Raw genomic sequence first — 13,000 nt, 5'->3', positions numbered from 1 at the left:
GTTCCGCGACCGAAGCGGTAGCGTCATGCCCCGGCGACAGGGGGACCGGGAAATGGCAGACCGAGCAGGTTCCGGGATTCGTGCTGGGATCGGCGTTGCGGCGGACTTCGCCCGGAGCCCGGAAGGCCATCAGGCGCTGGCGGGGTTCCTCGGCGCGATCATGATCGCGCTCGGCGGGCTCGGGGCGGGGGCGACCCGCGTGCACGACCCGCTGCTGGAGGAGCTGCACCTGTCCTGGCTGCGGTTCGGGCACGGCTACGTGCTGTCCTCGATGGTCGTGTGGGTCGGCGTGCTGCTGATGATCGCCTCGTGGGTCCGGCTGGGCCGCACCACGATCGGCGTCGGCGTGACCCTGAACGAGCTGCGGGCCATCGTCGGAATCTGGGTCTTCCCCCTGCTGTTCGCCGCGCCCCTGTTCAGTCGCGACGCCTACTCCTACCTTGCCCAGGGCGCCCTGCTGCGTGACGGCTTCGACCCGTACGCCGTCGGGCCGGTCGCCAATCCCGGTGTCCTGCTCGACAATGTGAGCCCGGTCTGGACAACCACCACCGCGCCCTACGGACCGATCTTCCTGCTCCTCGCGCGCGGCGTCACCGCGGTCACGGGCGACAGCGTGGTCGCGGGCACCATCGGGTTGCGCCTGGTCATGCTGCCCGGACTCGCGCTGATGATGTGGGCGGTGCCGTACCTGACCAAACATCTCGGCGGCCGACCGACGGTCGCGCTCTGGCTCGCGGTGCTCAATCCGCTGGTTCTGATCCACCTGCTCGGCGGCGTGCACAACGAGATGCTGATGGTCGGCCTGATGTGCGCGGGCATCGCGCTGGTGCTGGAACGGCATCACGTCGCGGGGATCGTCGTGGTCGCCATAGGCGTGGCCATCAAGGCGACGGCCGGCATCGCGCTGCCCTTCCTGGTGTGGATCTGGATGCTGCACGAGAAGGAGAGGCGCGCCGCCGAACAGTCGGACGGGTCGGATGATCGCGCGGCGGTCGAAACCCCGCCTGCACCGCACCCGGCGACCGTGTTCGCGAAAATTGCGGGGCTGGGCCTGCTGGTTTTCGCGGCGGTCTTCGCTGCGGCGTCCCTGCTCGCGGGCGTGGGTGTCGGCTGGCTGACCGCGCTGTCCGGGTCGAAGAAGATCATCCAATGGCTGTCGCTCCCGACGCTGATTCGCGATGTCATCACCTGGACGACCCCGTTGCGCCTCGATGGCTGGCTCGACCCGCTCCGGGCACTGTGCATGCTCGGACTAGCCGCATTGCTCGTCTGGACGTGGTGGCGGTTCCGCCACAGCGAACGAGAGGCCGTGCAGGGCATAGCGATAGCGTTCGTCGCCGTCATCGTCCTGTCCCCCGCCGCACTCCCCTGGTACTACTCCTGGCCCCTGGCCCTGGCCGCCGCCTTCACCCTGCGCACCACGACCCTGACGGTGCTGGTGGGCCTGTGCACCTGGCTGATGCTGATCTTCAACCCGGATGGAAACCACGGCCTGTACAACCTCGCGCACGTGGCTGCGGCGACATGCGTGGCCGTCGTCGCGGCCCTGTCGCTCCGCACGGTCGATCCCCTACGCCTGGGTTCGCCACCACCCACGGGCCGCGCCCGAGCGGTGGCCTCCGAAGCGAGGTGAAAGGCCCGGCGGCGAACGCCCCGGACAACCATCGCCCTGCTCGAACGTGGGGATCTGTGCCCGATTCCGCAGCTTCGACGAGCGCAAGTCGGCGACCTCGCTCGAGGTACCGTGTGCCAGTGATTCGCAGCGTGGTGTTCGATGTGGGCGAGACCCTTGTGGACGAGACCCGGGAGTACGGGACCTGGGCCGATTGGCTCGGCGTACCGCGGCACACCTTCATCAGCATCTTCGGTGCCACCATCGCCCAGGGCAAGGACTACCGCGAGGCATTCCAGGTCTTCAAGCCCGGATTCGATCTCGCTGAAGAGCGGGAAGCGCGGGCCGCGGCCGGCAAGCCCGAGACGTACGGCGAGGACGACCTGTACCCGGACGTTCGGCCGGCGCTCTCAGCACTGCGGGAGCAGGGCGTATGGGTAGGCATCGTGGGAAACCAGACGTTGCGCTCCGGGAAGATCCTGCGCTCGCTCGACCTGCCGACCGATTTCATTGCCACGTCGGATGATTGGGGAATCGAGAAGCCGAAGGTGGCCTTCTTCGAAAAGGTAGCCGAGGTCTCCCCCGGTGAGCCGCACGAGATCGTCTACGTCGGCGACCGCCTGGACAATGACCTCGCGCCCGCAAAGAAGGCAGGCATGCGAACGGCGTTCATTCAACGCGGTCCGTGGGGTTGGATCCAGCGTGACGCGCCCGAGGTCGCGGACCTGTCCGATTGGAAGATCCACGACCTCAACGAACTGCCGAAAATCACTGCGGCAGAGAACGGTTAGCGCGCCAGCGATTTGATCGTGGTGTGCCAGCTGTACAGCTGATCATCAAGTGCTCGAACCTGCGGCAGGACATCCCATTCCCGCAGGGACTGGCGCACCGACTTCACGCGGTCCATGGCGGTCGCGTACCAATGCTGACCCAGAAGCTCCAGCGCCTTCTCCAGGTCGATGCATGCGGTGGTGGGATCTCGATCGAGCACCGCGACCGCGGCGAGGTCGGCGTGGTAGATCGCACGCTGTTTCAACGCATCGCCGGGCAGCCCGGCAAGGGCGCGTTCGAGCGTCTCCCGTGCGGCCGCACTCTGTCCCGCGATCAGCTGCGTGTTGCCTCGGAAGCCTGCGAGCCTGGCAGGTGAGAACCAGTCGAGCCATGGCGGACTGGCGTTCGTTTCCGGGTCGTACTGTGCGTAGGTATCCTCGGCGTGCTGCAGGAGGGCAAGTGCCCGCTGCGTATCACCGGCCCGGGTCTCGACTTCCGCCTCGACGGCATCGAGCCATGCCAGCATCTCGAAACTCGCGTCACCCCGTCGCGCGAACGTGCGAGCGCTTCTCAGCTTGTCGCGCGCAAGTTCGGCCTGGTCCGGGTCACCGGAGAAGGCGGGCGCGAAGGCCATGTGTGCCTGAATCGCACTGCCGAGCAACGAATCATCGGCCTCGAACGCGGCGCGATGAGCGAGCTCGAAACTCGGCTGCGAAAGGTCCGGCTGCTGGAGATCGAAGAACTCCAGCCGACCAGCGAGGAGGCTCGATTCCGCTACCGCCCGTGCCATAAGGGGTTTGGCCGCGCCTGGGACTTGGTGCAGCAGATCCCAGCCGAGCGCCGCGTGCTCCGAAACAAGGCGTTGCAGCCGTGCTGCCGGAACTGACCAGTACATGCGGCGGTGCGCCGCTGTGGAGGACATGAAGTCGGTCGCGATCGACTGCGGCAATGCACTCGCCGAGGTGCCTGCGTGACGAGCAGCCCATGTCTCGCGGGGTCCGCTGGAGGTCGAGTAGGCAGGGTCTGCGGCGGCAGATCCTCGGGCCGGGCTAAATCCCAGCTCGGACAACGGACGTCCGAGCAGCGCCTCCAGGGCGGCCGCATGGTCGGGCTGAGGCCATGGGGACTCGGGAGACTCCCACCGCCGAACAGAGCGTGGATCGACCGAGATACGGAGACCCATGTCCTGGGCCTTCCGATTCAGCGCGGCTGCCAGTGCCTTCTGCGACTGATAACCGAGTGCTAATCGCGCGGCGCGTAGCTTCGACTGCATGTCCTCATCGTAGCTCGATCCCAACGTTAGATGTCCCCATGCGGACAGAAAATGTCCTATCGATGTCCTCTTGAAACCCCTTCAGGGGGACATCGAGTAGTGAGATCGTTGGGACAGCTCCCCAAGTACCGCAGCCAAATCCGCCGCAGCGGGAACGGCGTCGCCGACCACAGTTCGTAGCCACACTTCGATCCGGTCGGCGGCGCTCCGGTACCAGGGCACAACCACACCACACAACAGCCGAAGGGTCAGAGCCATGACCACGATCGAGGCACGCGTCCTGTCCGCACTCGCACCGGGCGGTCACCTCACCGTCGATCAAATCGCCCGCCACACCGACCTGTCCGCCGACCGCGTCCGCAAGGGCGCCCAGGCTCTCCGCGGCCGGGGGCTCGCCACCAGCAATCCCGGATTGCACGGAGACGCTTGGGCTCTCACCGCGCGCGGGAAGCTGTACGTCGACACCCCGACCGGCCGCGCCGTCCTCGATTTCCCTTCGATCGCGTCATGACCCCCGCCGCTATCGGCTACCTGCGCACCGACGAATCCGGTGCACGTCAGGACTGGGACGAGATCCAGATCCGCAGCCTGGCCAGACGATTGGGCTACACGCTCGCCAAGACCATCGCGCTCGGCCCGTACACCGACACCCACATTCAGTGCGTGATTGCCGCTGTGTGCGACCGAGATGCGGACGCGGTAATCGTGCCCAGCCTCGATCACTTCGACAGCCGAATCCCGGACCTCATCTTGGCCGTCGCCGACATCATCACCGTCGACCCACATCGCACCTATCCCCGACACCGATCATCGAATGAGGTAGCCACTCATGCCTGAGACCGACATCGCCGGGGCACCGGATCTTGTGGCGCTCTTGGCGTCCGCCGATTCCATCGCGGACGCCGCAGGTGACGCCCAAACCGGAACCGAGCATGTGCTCTTCGCCCTGCTGCGGCACCCGGCCAGGATCCCTGTCGATCGGCTGCACGCGCTCGGGATGGAACCGGACATCCTCTTCGCCCGCCTGGCCGAGCTGGCCAAACGGTGCACCCCCGCCCCGCCGGCCGCCCGACTCTGACCCGCTCCACTCACAAGCGATCGCGTCATGCGCGTTCGCTCCACATCCCGGACACCCCAACCCATTTCGATCCTCGCCGTGATCATGCTGGCTTTCGCTGGCGTGCTCATGGTCGGTGACGGCACAGCGGCCGCCGACAAATCCTGCGGGCTGGAATCCACGCCCGAGAACTGAACCCAGATCACCAAGACCATCATCTGGGTGGAGGTGCTGCTTCTAGCGGTCACACGTTGACGTGCACAGCTCGTCGTCGGTGATCTGACGGGCGTCTCGGGCAAGGCCGGCTTCGAACCGAGCTTGCTCGGTCCGGTCCAACAGCGGAACGATGCCTTTGAGCCTCATGTACCGGCCGGGCCTGCGAAGATCGGCCACCACCCACCGCTGGACGAATTCGAGTTCTTCCCGTGTGGTTGGAAGTCGCATGCTCACAGGCACATTCATACCGTTTGTCTCATCGCCGCCGTGGCGACCACGAGACAGATTCGGTGACGTGACGTGCTGGAGTGCACCCAGACCGACTGCACGACAATTTATTTCGCAAACAACGCCGCGAGGTGTCAGGCGGATCGACGCCGGTAAGGTCAGTGCCGTGGGCAACCATTTCAGCGCAGATTCCGTGGGTCTGGACGTCTACATGACGAACGGCGGCACCGACGTGTTCTGCGACGTGATCGCGCTGGCCGGATCGTCGATCGCGAGCACGGCGTGGCAGCGGAACCTGGTGCTGCACTTCTGCGACCTGGTCCGATATGGCCGCGGGACGGGCGGTTTCGACCTCGCGGAGGTGCCGTGGACACACGAACACCGAAGTGAGCAGGACTTCTTCATCGAAATGCTCGACCGAGCGAACCATCGCACGGGGTGGCAGAAGCTGCACTACACCCCGGCGATCGACCACATCCTCGGTGCGTTCACGCGGATGCTCACCACGTTCGACCCCGGTGCGGCGACCGACTCCGGTTTCGGGGACTGGACTGTCGCGCCGCGGCCGTACCTCGTCGACCTGTGCGACCGGCACACGATCTTCCCCGGTGCGATCGGATGCCGCCTGTGCGACATCTTTCTCCAGCCCACCGATGCGCCGTTGGTGTGGGAGTTGATCAGTACGTACACCGATGGCGGAACGCTCGCCGGTGAGGTGGTTGACCGACGCGTACAGCAGATCCCCGGCGACCTGGTCCCCCGTGTCCTCTCGCTCATGGGCGATCCCGGACCGCGAGCAGTGGGGATCGAGATCCAACCAGCATTGCTCGAACAGGTCTCGGCCATCATCGGGCAGCGGATCGATCCTCGCGCACGGCACTGGCTGGGCAGGGCTGTTGCCTGAACATCATCGACCACTCTGCCGTACCGCAACCGAGCGACGCCGCAGTGTGAATCTGCTTTACCCACCCACCCGGATCACAAGGCTGCGGCGCACCGGGAAGCCGGATCAGGGAGTCACCATCGGGAACGTCGGCTCGAAGGTGTCCAGGACCGCGGCCATTTCCTTCAGCACGGACGAGTCGCCGTCGAGTTGGATGACCTTCTCCGACGAAAGTTTGTCCGCCACGGCCGGTTTCAGCAGCACCCCGGTCAACGCCTGTTTCGGGCCGGTCACCGTCAGACGCGCATCGGCGGCTTTTCCGCGGCGTGCGTTGAGGACCCCGCGCCGGATCCACAGCGTCCATTCCTCGGCGATGTCGGTGAAGTTCAGGTTGATCGTGATGTCGGATGCTACCGCCTGATCGCCGATTATCTGGACCGCGAGGAAGTCGAGCAGCAGGTCCACCGGCATCGCAAGGATCGTGTCCTGGCTCGCGGTCACGTAGGGCGGGGGTTGAACGCCGAGGCGTAATTCCTTTGCGGCGCTGAGGAAGATACCTCGCCACTGGGGGCCTTCGGCCTGGTAGCCCATCTGTTCGTAGGCGTCGGCCTGTAGTTCGCGGGCGGCGGTGTTGTCGGGGTCGGCGAAGACCAGTTTGTGCAGGATCTCGGTGGCCCACCGGTAATCGCCGGCCTCGAACGCGCGTTTGCCTTCGGCGAGAATCGCGTCGGCGCCGGCGAATTCGACGAAACGCCGCGCGGAGTCGACCGGCGGGTGCGGGTGCAGCGACACCGGGTCGCCGTCCCACATGCCCAGTTCCTTGTGGAACACCGCGCGCACATCGTGATGCAGGGTGCCGTGGTAGCCGCGGTTGGCCCAGGTCCGGCGCAACTCCTCGGGCAGCTCGATCACCTCGGCGGCCTCGAGCGGGGTGTAGCCCTTGTTCGCCAGACGCAGCGCCTGGTCGTGAATGTATTTGTAGGCATCGCGCTGGGCGGCGATGAAGCCCGTCACCTGCTCGTTGCCCCACACGGGCCAGGTGTGCGGTCCGTAATGCACCTCGGCCTCATCGCCCCAGCGCTCGAGGGTTTCGTCCAGGTAGCGGGCGAAGTTGCGTGCGTCGCGTGTCCGCGCACCGCGCAACGTCTGGATGTTGTGCAGCGAGTGGTTGGCATTCTCCGCGCAGGTCAGGGCCTTGAGCTGCGGGATCCAGATGTGCATTTCCTCCGGAGCCTCGGTGTCGGGGGCATAGAGGAACTCGAACTCGATACCTGCGATCTCGCGGCGGACGCCGGTCTCGGTGATCAGATCCGTGGGTGAGATGTAGGAGATCGTCGGGCCGGCCGTGCTCACGATGCCCAGGCCGCAGGTGATGTGGCCCTGGGCATTCAGATCGAGCAGTCCGCCGAAGGCGTAGAAGCTGCGCCGGGCCATGGCGTTTCCGGCGATGACGTTCTCCCCGAGGGCGAACTTGTCGAACTGGCGACCGGGCGCGATGATCGGCACCTTCCCCGAGGCGACGTCCTCGGGATCGACCACGCCCTTCACGCCGCCGTAGTGGTCGATATGGGTGTGGGTGTAGATCACCGCGGCGACCGGCTTGTCGCTGACGTGCTCGCGAATCAGATCCATGCCCTGGCGTGCGGATTCCACACCGGCCATGCAGTCGATGACGATGAGACCGTCCTCGCCCTCGATCATCGTCAGGTTGGCGATGTCGTTGTTGCGGACCTGGTAGAGCCCGTCCGCGATCTTGTACAGCCCGCCGTGGCGAATGATCTGGCTCTGCCGCCACAGGCTCGGGTTCACCGTGTCCGGTGCGGCGTCCTCGTCCCTGATCCACGCGAAGTCCTGGGGATCGAAAACCACCCCGCCGTCCTCCCGGACGACGTTTCCGGGCAACTCGGCAATCAGCCCGCGCCGCGAATCGGTGAAGTCCTGCGTGTTCGCGAGGTCGTACAGCGCGGCCGCGTCCCGGTTGACCTGTGCGGTCTGTGCGGTGGCGGCCTTGGGCTGGTAGCACATGCTGACTCCGTTCACGGGAAGCTTTCATGTCCGACGGGCCGAACCTAGCGTCGGACGGGCCGTCGGGGAGTCACCCGAACGGGGTGAAACCGGGCCGGAGGCGTCGCGGCCTTGAGGTAGCAGCAACGGGCTCAGCAGGACCAGGAGACCGGCGACCACCAGGACCGTGCGCGGACCGGTCAGGCTCGCGAGCAACCCGCTCAGAGCGCCGAGCGCGGCGATGGTGACGCCGCTGCCGATCGACCAGGCCGACAGTGTGCGGGTCACCAGGTCATCGGGGGTGTTCTCGAGCCGGTAGGTCGCCAGCACGGGGTTGTACAGGCTCATGCCGACGATGATCGCCAGTTCGATGAGGATCACGATCGCGAGACCGGAGACGCCGGGGTGGACCAGGGCCAGACCGATCAGCCATACCGCGCGAAATGCACCGAACAGCTGCAGGACTCGCTGTTGGCCGTAGCGCGCTACGACGCGGGGGGCGAGGCGTGAGCCGATCAGTCCGCCGACGCAGGGGGCGGCGAAGGCCAGTGCGTACTGCCAGGGCGCGAAGCCGAGATCGCGGAGCATCAACACGGCCAGCACGGGTTCGGTCGCCATGATCGAGCCGCTGACCAAGAGTTGGTTCAGGTAGAGCGCGCGCAGACCGCGATGGGTGAGCAGGTGCCGCCAGCCCTCGAGCACATCGGCTGCGCGCAGTCCGGGCTTGCCGCTCCGCTCCGGCGCTTGCTCGCCGCCGCCGATCGCCATTACCCCGAGCGCGGAGAGCAGGTAGCTCAGGGCGTCGGCCACCACGGTGATCACCGGTCCGAAGAGTCCGATCGCCGCACCGCCCAGGGGTGGTCCGATCGCAATCGAACTCCACGTCGTCGACTCGAACCGCGCATTGGCGACCAGCAGATCTTCCCGCCGGACAAGGCTTTTCAGGTAGGCCCCACTCGCCGCGCCGAACACGATCTTGGCGGCTGCGACCACCGCCGCCACGATCAGCAGTTGCGCGAAACTCAACCTGCCGGTGGCGTACGCGACCGGGATCGTCAGCATCGCTGCGAACCGCGTGAAGTCCATCGCGATCATCACCGGTCGCTTGCGCCGGAACTCCACCCACGGGCCCAGCGGCAACGCGATCAGCGCGCCCACCGCCGGCCCCACGGCGGACAGCACCGACACCTGCAACACGCTCGCGTCCAGCACCAGCACCGCGATCAGCGGCAACGCACCGAAGCCGAGCCCGGACCCGTAGGCGCTGACCGCGTAGGACCCCCACAACCATCCGAACCGCCGCCCCAGATCTCGTCCGCCGACCACCCGCGCCACCTCCCGCCTTCGCTGTCGAACGCCGAGATCAAAGCAATTCCGCGGGTCCGCGATCAAACAACCGCGCGCTCGGCGAGCCACAACCATCGGTTGTACGGGTAGGTTCTGCGTGGTGGATCTCGACGCCGTACGCACCTTCGTCACCGCCGCGGAGGTGGGCCAGTTCCAGGAGGCCGCGGCCGAGCTGGCGATCACTCAGCAGGCGGTGTCCAAACGCGTTGCCGCCCTGGAGAAGCACTTGAGCGTGCGCCTGTTCGCCCGCACGCCCCGGGGCGTCGAGCTCACGGCCGACGGCCGGACGTTCCTGCCCCACGCCCGCGCGATACTCGACGCCGTCCACCGCGCCGACGCGTCCGTACGTCCCGGCAGTCGCCCGCTGCGCGTCGATGTCGTTGCCCGCCGCATCGTTTCGGCGGATGCCCTGCACGATTTCCATCGCACCCACCCCACGATCGGACTGGACGTCGTCACGCTCATGGACGCCGACCTCGACGCCGCGGTGGCCGCCGTGGACGCGGGAACGATCGACGCCACCTTCCACGCGGTCCCGGCCCACCACCCTCTTCCCCCGACGATTCGCACGGCCCGCGCCGTCGACGAACCCCACCAGCTACTCACCGGCCCGCGCCATCCCCTCGGTGCGGGTCCCGCGATCACACCCGCACAGTTGGCCGGGCACCGAATCTGGATGCCCGGCCTGCCGGCCCACGGCGAGGTGGCCGACTACTACGCCGAATTCGCCAGCATCCTCGGCTTCACCATCGACCGCGGCGGTCCGGTCTTCGCCAAAGAGTCTGTGCTGGAAGAAATCTCCGCCTCAGCCGGCCTGTCTACACTCATCGGCGCCGGTTCGCGCTACCTCTGGCCGGACAGCTACGACCTACGACGCGTCTCGATCCACAACCCGACACCGATCTACCCCATATCGATCATCTGGCGGGCCGACAATCCCCACCCGGGCCTCCCCGCGCTCCGCGATCACCTTCGGTCCCGGCGAGCGAGCGAACCCGATCGCGGAACGTGGCTACCGGCATGGGCGAAGGCAGCCGACCGACAGACCGCTACTTGACGATCGCAGTCCGGACGGCCGGGGCGATTTCTTGCGCCCAGACAGCGAGGGAACGGGAGTCCTGCATACCGCCCGAGGGTGAGAAGAGCGTGAAACCTCCTGCGCCGTAGTGCAGTACGGCCTCGGTCAGTTCCGCTATCCACTGGTCCGGGGAACCGCCGAGCCAACGGCCTTCAGGGTTGCGCGTGTCGGGCAGCGGCTGGTCGGTGATGATGCCGGGGAGGTTGTAGACGGTGCGGATCTCGCCGGGATCGCGGCCGACTTCCAGCGCCGCGGCGTCGATGATGGGGCGGGACGTGCGGTAGCGGTCGCTGCGCCAGTCGGCGGCGTGGCCCGGGATCCAGCCGTCGGCCACCCGGCCGGTGGCGGCCAGGGACTTCTTGCCGACCGACCCGGTCCACACCGGCGGCGCCGGCGTGGCGGCGGGGTCGATGTTGTGCACGCGGTAGAAGCGGCCCTGATGTGTGACGGGCCCACCGCCGCCGGAGAGTTTGCGCACCAGTGTGATCGCCTCTTCGAAGGCATCGACGGCGTCGCCGGCGGACAGGGGCGGAACACCCATATCGGCGATGCGATTCCAGAGGCCGCCCGCGCCCATGCCGAGGACGATGCGGCCGCCGGACAGGGCAGCGAGCGAGGTCACGGTGCGCGAGAGCATGGGGGCGGGACGGGTGGGCAGGTTGGTCACATTGGCGATCCCCGCGATGCGCCGGGTGCGGCCGAGGACGAAACCGATTGCGGCGTAAGCGTCGACGCGGTCGGCGAGGTAGGGGTGGTCCGACAGGGAGAAGAGGTCGAGTCCGTCTCGGTCGGCCTGTTCGGCCGCACGCAGTAGTTCGGGAATGTCGTCGACGCCGCTGTGTGCGCCGAATCCGAAGGTGACATCGGGTAGGGACATGGGAGCACCTTTCGCGAAACAGTGCGTAGCTCAACGACTCTCGGAGACCGGCGGCGCCCGCACTCTTCAACCAGCAATTAAGTTCGTAGTACGAACCATAATAGTTCGTACTACGAACTGCAAGTGGCGAGGTGCGGCTGTCGACTACACGAACAGTTCCGGAACCTGGTTGTCCGCCACGACGCGGCCGAGGAGCTCACCCAGCCCATCCCGCTCGGCGGGGTCGAGGGTGTCGGTCAATCGCTCGATCCGCGCGCACGTTTCGGCATAGAACGTCCGGGCGAACCGATCCCCCGCCGGCGTGAGCGCGACGCGGATCGTCCGCGCGTCCCGCAGATCCGGCTCCCGGCTCACCCACCCGTTGCGCTCGGTGCGTTCGACCAGGCCTGTGACGCTCGACTTCGCCAGCCGCAGCAGCGCGCCCAGCTCTCCCATGCTCTTCGGTCGCGCCATCAGCAGGCACAGCAATTGCCCCTGCTGCATGGTGATGCCGTGCTCTCGAGCCGATTCCGTATAGACGGCATCTACCAGGAACGCCGACCGCACCAGCCCGGATACCACGCCGATATGGCCGTCATAATTCTTGCTCACCCGGCCAGGATACATGGGACCGATATCGTAGTTCGTAGTGCGAATTACCTGGTTGCGCGACAATTTCTGCACGATTGACGCGATATGCCCACCCGGGGCGGGTCAGGGTTCGAGCACGATCTTGCCGTGGGTGTGGCGGCGTTCGAGGTCCGCGTAGGCCTCGCGGACCCGGGAAAGCGGGTACACCTTCGCGATCGGAACCTCGAGGCGGCCTGCCGCGACCAGGGTGGCCAGCTCGGTGAGGATCTCGGCGCCCGGGCGGGGGTTGGGACCGGGTTCGGTCTTGACGCCGTACTTCGCGGCCGCGGCGAAATCGGCAATGGTGTCGATTCTTTCGGGCGACACACCGAGGGCGAGGGCAAGTTCGACGTAGCCGTCGCCGTGGGTGTCGATGAACGCATCCACGCCACCGGGGGTCTCGGCCTCGATCCGGTCGATGACGCCGTCACCGTATTCGACCGGGATCACGCCGTGACCACGCAGCCACTCATGGTTGCGCCTGCTCGCCAGGCCGATCACCGTGGCTCCCGCTCGGCGGGCGAGCTGGACGGCGAGTGAGCCGACTCCCCCGGCGGCCGCGGAGACGACGACGGTGTCGCCCTGCTCGAGGTGCACGGAATGCACCGCGCCCCAGGCCGTCACACCGGCGACGTAGAGACCGCCCGCCACCGCCCAGGGAACCTCGACCGGCTTATGCACGAGGTTCCCGACCTCGACCAGGACCAACTCCGCTTGAGCAGAACGCTTCTCGGAGAAGCCGATCACCTCGTCGCCGATGGCGAATCGACCGGCCCAGGCGCCGACTTCCGCGACGACACCGGCGAGATCGCTCCCCTGCCCCGATGGGAAGGCCGAGGGAAAGATGTCGGCCATCGCCCCGGTTCGAATGGCCGCTTCACCGGGGTTGATGCCCGCCGCTTCGACCCGCACGAGGACCTGACCGGCCCCGGGTACCGGGCGGTCCACCTCGTCGATCCGCAGGACGCCGATACCGCCGAACCCGTCGTATCTGACCGCCTTCATGCTTCTCCTTCGGCGTATACCCGGCTTCGCGAAGGAACCG

At 66.9% G+C, this 13,000-nt stretch carries 13 protein-coding genes; 7 read left to right on the top strand and 6 right to left on the bottom strand.

From position 1 onward, the window contains the following. Nucleotides 1-52 precede the first annotated feature (52 nt). Nucleotides 53-1,633, top strand: coding sequence for an alpha-(1->6)-mannopyranosyltransferase A (locus ACFVBH_RS25370; protein ID WP_379005108.1), 1,581 nt, complete (start codon nt 53-55; stop codon nt 1,631-1,633). A gap of 119 nt (nt 1,634-1,752) precedes the next feature. Then, nucleotides 1,753-2,403 carry an HAD family hydrolase gene (locus tag ACFVBH_RS25365; RefSeq protein WP_379005106.1) on the top strand — a complete coding sequence of 217 codons (651 nt, stop codon included), beginning with the start codon at nt 1,753-1,755 and terminating at the stop codon, nt 2,401-2,403. Here ACFVBH_RS25365 and ACFVBH_RS25360 read toward each other — a convergent pair. Continuing rightward, nucleotides 2,400-3,656 (bottom strand): hypothetical protein, encoded by a 1,257-nt coding sequence (locus tag ACFVBH_RS25360; protein WP_379005104.1) that lies wholly within the window; start codon nt 3,654-3,656, stop codon nt 2,400-2,402. The genes ACFVBH_RS25365 and ACFVBH_RS25360 overlap by 4 nt on opposite strands. Nucleotides 3,657-3,912: 256 nt before the next feature. Here ACFVBH_RS25360 and ACFVBH_RS25355 point away from each other — a divergent pair, with 256 nt between their 5' ends. The 4 genes from ACFVBH_RS25355 (at nt 3,913) to ACFVBH_RS25340 (ending at nt 6,061) form a co-directional block, all read left to right on the top strand. After that, nucleotides 3,913-4,167 (top strand): MarR family transcriptional regulator, encoded by a 255-nt coding sequence (locus ACFVBH_RS25355; RefSeq protein ID WP_354984345.1) that lies wholly within the window; start codon nt 3,913-3,915, stop codon nt 4,165-4,167. After that, entirely contained in the window at nt 4,164-4,493 is a 330-nt protein-coding gene (locus tag ACFVBH_RS25350; RefSeq protein ID WP_354984346.1) for a hypothetical protein, read from the top strand. Before ACFVBH_RS25355 ends, ACFVBH_RS25350 begins: the two co-directional genes overlap by 4 nt. Further along, the gene (locus ACFVBH_RS25345; RefSeq protein ID WP_379005102.1) at nt 4,486-4,734 is read left to right on the top strand and encodes a Clp protease N-terminal domain-containing protein; all 249 of its coding nucleotides are present in this window, start codon (nt 4,486-4,488) and stop codon (nt 4,732-4,734) included. The genes ACFVBH_RS25350 and ACFVBH_RS25345 overlap by 8 nt, the downstream gene beginning before the upstream one ends. Before the next feature lie 421 nt (nt 4,735-5,155). Continuing rightward, a complete protein-coding gene (locus ACFVBH_RS25340; protein WP_379005100.1) occupies nt 5,156-6,061 on the top strand; it encodes a hypothetical protein in 906 nt (301 codons plus the stop codon). A 105-nt stretch (nt 6,062-6,166) separates the two neighbouring features. Here ACFVBH_RS25340 and ACFVBH_RS25335 read toward each other — a convergent pair whose 3' ends face one another. Together ACFVBH_RS25335 and ACFVBH_RS25330 are read right to left on the bottom strand one after the other, a co-directional pair. After that, nucleotides 6,167-8,065, bottom strand: coding sequence for an alkyl/aryl-sulfatase (locus ACFVBH_RS25335; protein ID WP_379005098.1), 1,899 nt, complete (start codon nt 8,063-8,065; stop codon nt 6,167-6,169). 24 nt (nt 8,066-8,089) lie between these two features. Beyond that, nucleotides 8,090-9,370, bottom strand: coding sequence for an MFS transporter (locus tag ACFVBH_RS25330; RefSeq protein WP_379005096.1), 1,281 nt, complete (start codon nt 9,368-9,370; stop codon nt 8,090-8,092). Between the two features lie 121 nt (nt 9,371-9,491). On the opposite strand from ACFVBH_RS25330, the gene ACFVBH_RS25325 reads away from it, so the two are divergent. Continuing rightward, nucleotides 9,492-10,448 carry a LysR family transcriptional regulator gene (locus ACFVBH_RS25325; RefSeq protein ID WP_379005094.1) on the top strand — a complete coding sequence of 319 codons (957 nt, stop codon included), beginning with the start codon at nt 9,492-9,494 and terminating at the stop codon, nt 10,446-10,448. Here ACFVBH_RS25325 and ACFVBH_RS25320 read toward each other — a convergent pair. The 3 genes from ACFVBH_RS25320 to ACFVBH_RS25310 all read right to left on the bottom strand — a co-directional run bounded on the left by ACFVBH_RS25320 (nt 10,441) and on the right by ACFVBH_RS25310 (nt 12,960). Next, nucleotides 10,441-11,346 carry an LLM class flavin-dependent oxidoreductase gene (locus ACFVBH_RS25320; RefSeq protein ID WP_379005092.1) on the bottom strand — a complete coding sequence of 302 codons (906 nt, stop codon included), beginning with the start codon at nt 11,344-11,346 and terminating at the stop codon, nt 10,441-10,443. The genes ACFVBH_RS25325 and ACFVBH_RS25320 overlap by 8 nt on opposite strands. Nucleotides 11,347-11,490: 144 nt before the next feature. Beyond that, the gene (locus ACFVBH_RS25315; protein WP_379005090.1) at nt 11,491-12,009 is read right to left on the bottom strand and encodes a MarR family winged helix-turn-helix transcriptional regulator; all 519 of its coding nucleotides are present in this window, start codon (nt 12,007-12,009) and stop codon (nt 11,491-11,493) included. A gap of 30 nt (nt 12,010-12,039) precedes the next feature. Further along, a complete protein-coding gene (locus ACFVBH_RS25310) occupies nt 12,040-12,960 on the bottom strand; it encodes an NADP-dependent oxidoreductase (protein ID WP_379005088.1) in 921 nt (306 codons plus the stop codon). Nucleotides 12,961-13,000 lie beyond the last annotated feature (40 nt).

This window comes from Nocardia sp. NPDC057668 (assembly GCF_042799795.1).
In the GTDB taxonomy this organism is placed as follows: Bacteria; Actinomycetota; Actinomycetes; order Mycobacteriales; family Mycobacteriaceae; genus Nocardia.
The sequence above is the reverse complement of the archived record's forward strand: the minus strand, read 5'-3'. Positions and strand labels throughout refer to the sequence as shown.

Coding starts and splice junctions, on each gene's coding strand:
- ACFVBH_RS25360 (WP_379005104.1), bottom strand. CDS start 3,656: ATGCAGTCGAAGCTACGCGCCGCGCGATTAGCACTCGGTTATCAGTCG.
- ACFVBH_RS25370 (WP_379005108.1), top strand. CDS start 53: ATGGCAGACCGAGCAGGTTCCGGGATTCGTGCTGGGATCGGCGTTGCG.
- ACFVBH_RS25320 (WP_379005092.1), bottom strand. CDS start 11,346: ATGTCCCTACCCGATGTCACCTTCGGATTCGGCGCACACAGCGGCGTC.
- ACFVBH_RS25350 (WP_354984346.1), top strand. CDS start 4,164: ATGACCCCCGCCGCTATCGGCTACCTGCGCACCGACGAATCCGGTGCA.
- ACFVBH_RS25340 (WP_379005100.1), top strand. CDS start 5,156: ATGCTCACAGGCACATTCATACCGTTTGTCTCATCGCCGCCGTGGCGA.
- ACFVBH_RS25355 (WP_354984345.1), top strand. CDS start 3,913: ATGACCACGATCGAGGCACGCGTCCTGTCCGCACTCGCACCGGGCGGT.
- ACFVBH_RS25335 (WP_379005098.1), bottom strand. CDS start 8,065: ATGTGCTACCAGCCCAAGGCCGCCACCGCACAGACCGCACAGGTCAAC.
- ACFVBH_RS25310 (WP_379005088.1), bottom strand. CDS start 12,960: ATGAAGGCGGTCAGATACGACGGGTTCGGCGGTATCGGCGTCCTGCGG.
- ACFVBH_RS25345 (WP_379005102.1), top strand. CDS start 4,486: ATGCCTGAGACCGACATCGCCGGGGCACCGGATCTTGTGGCGCTCTTG.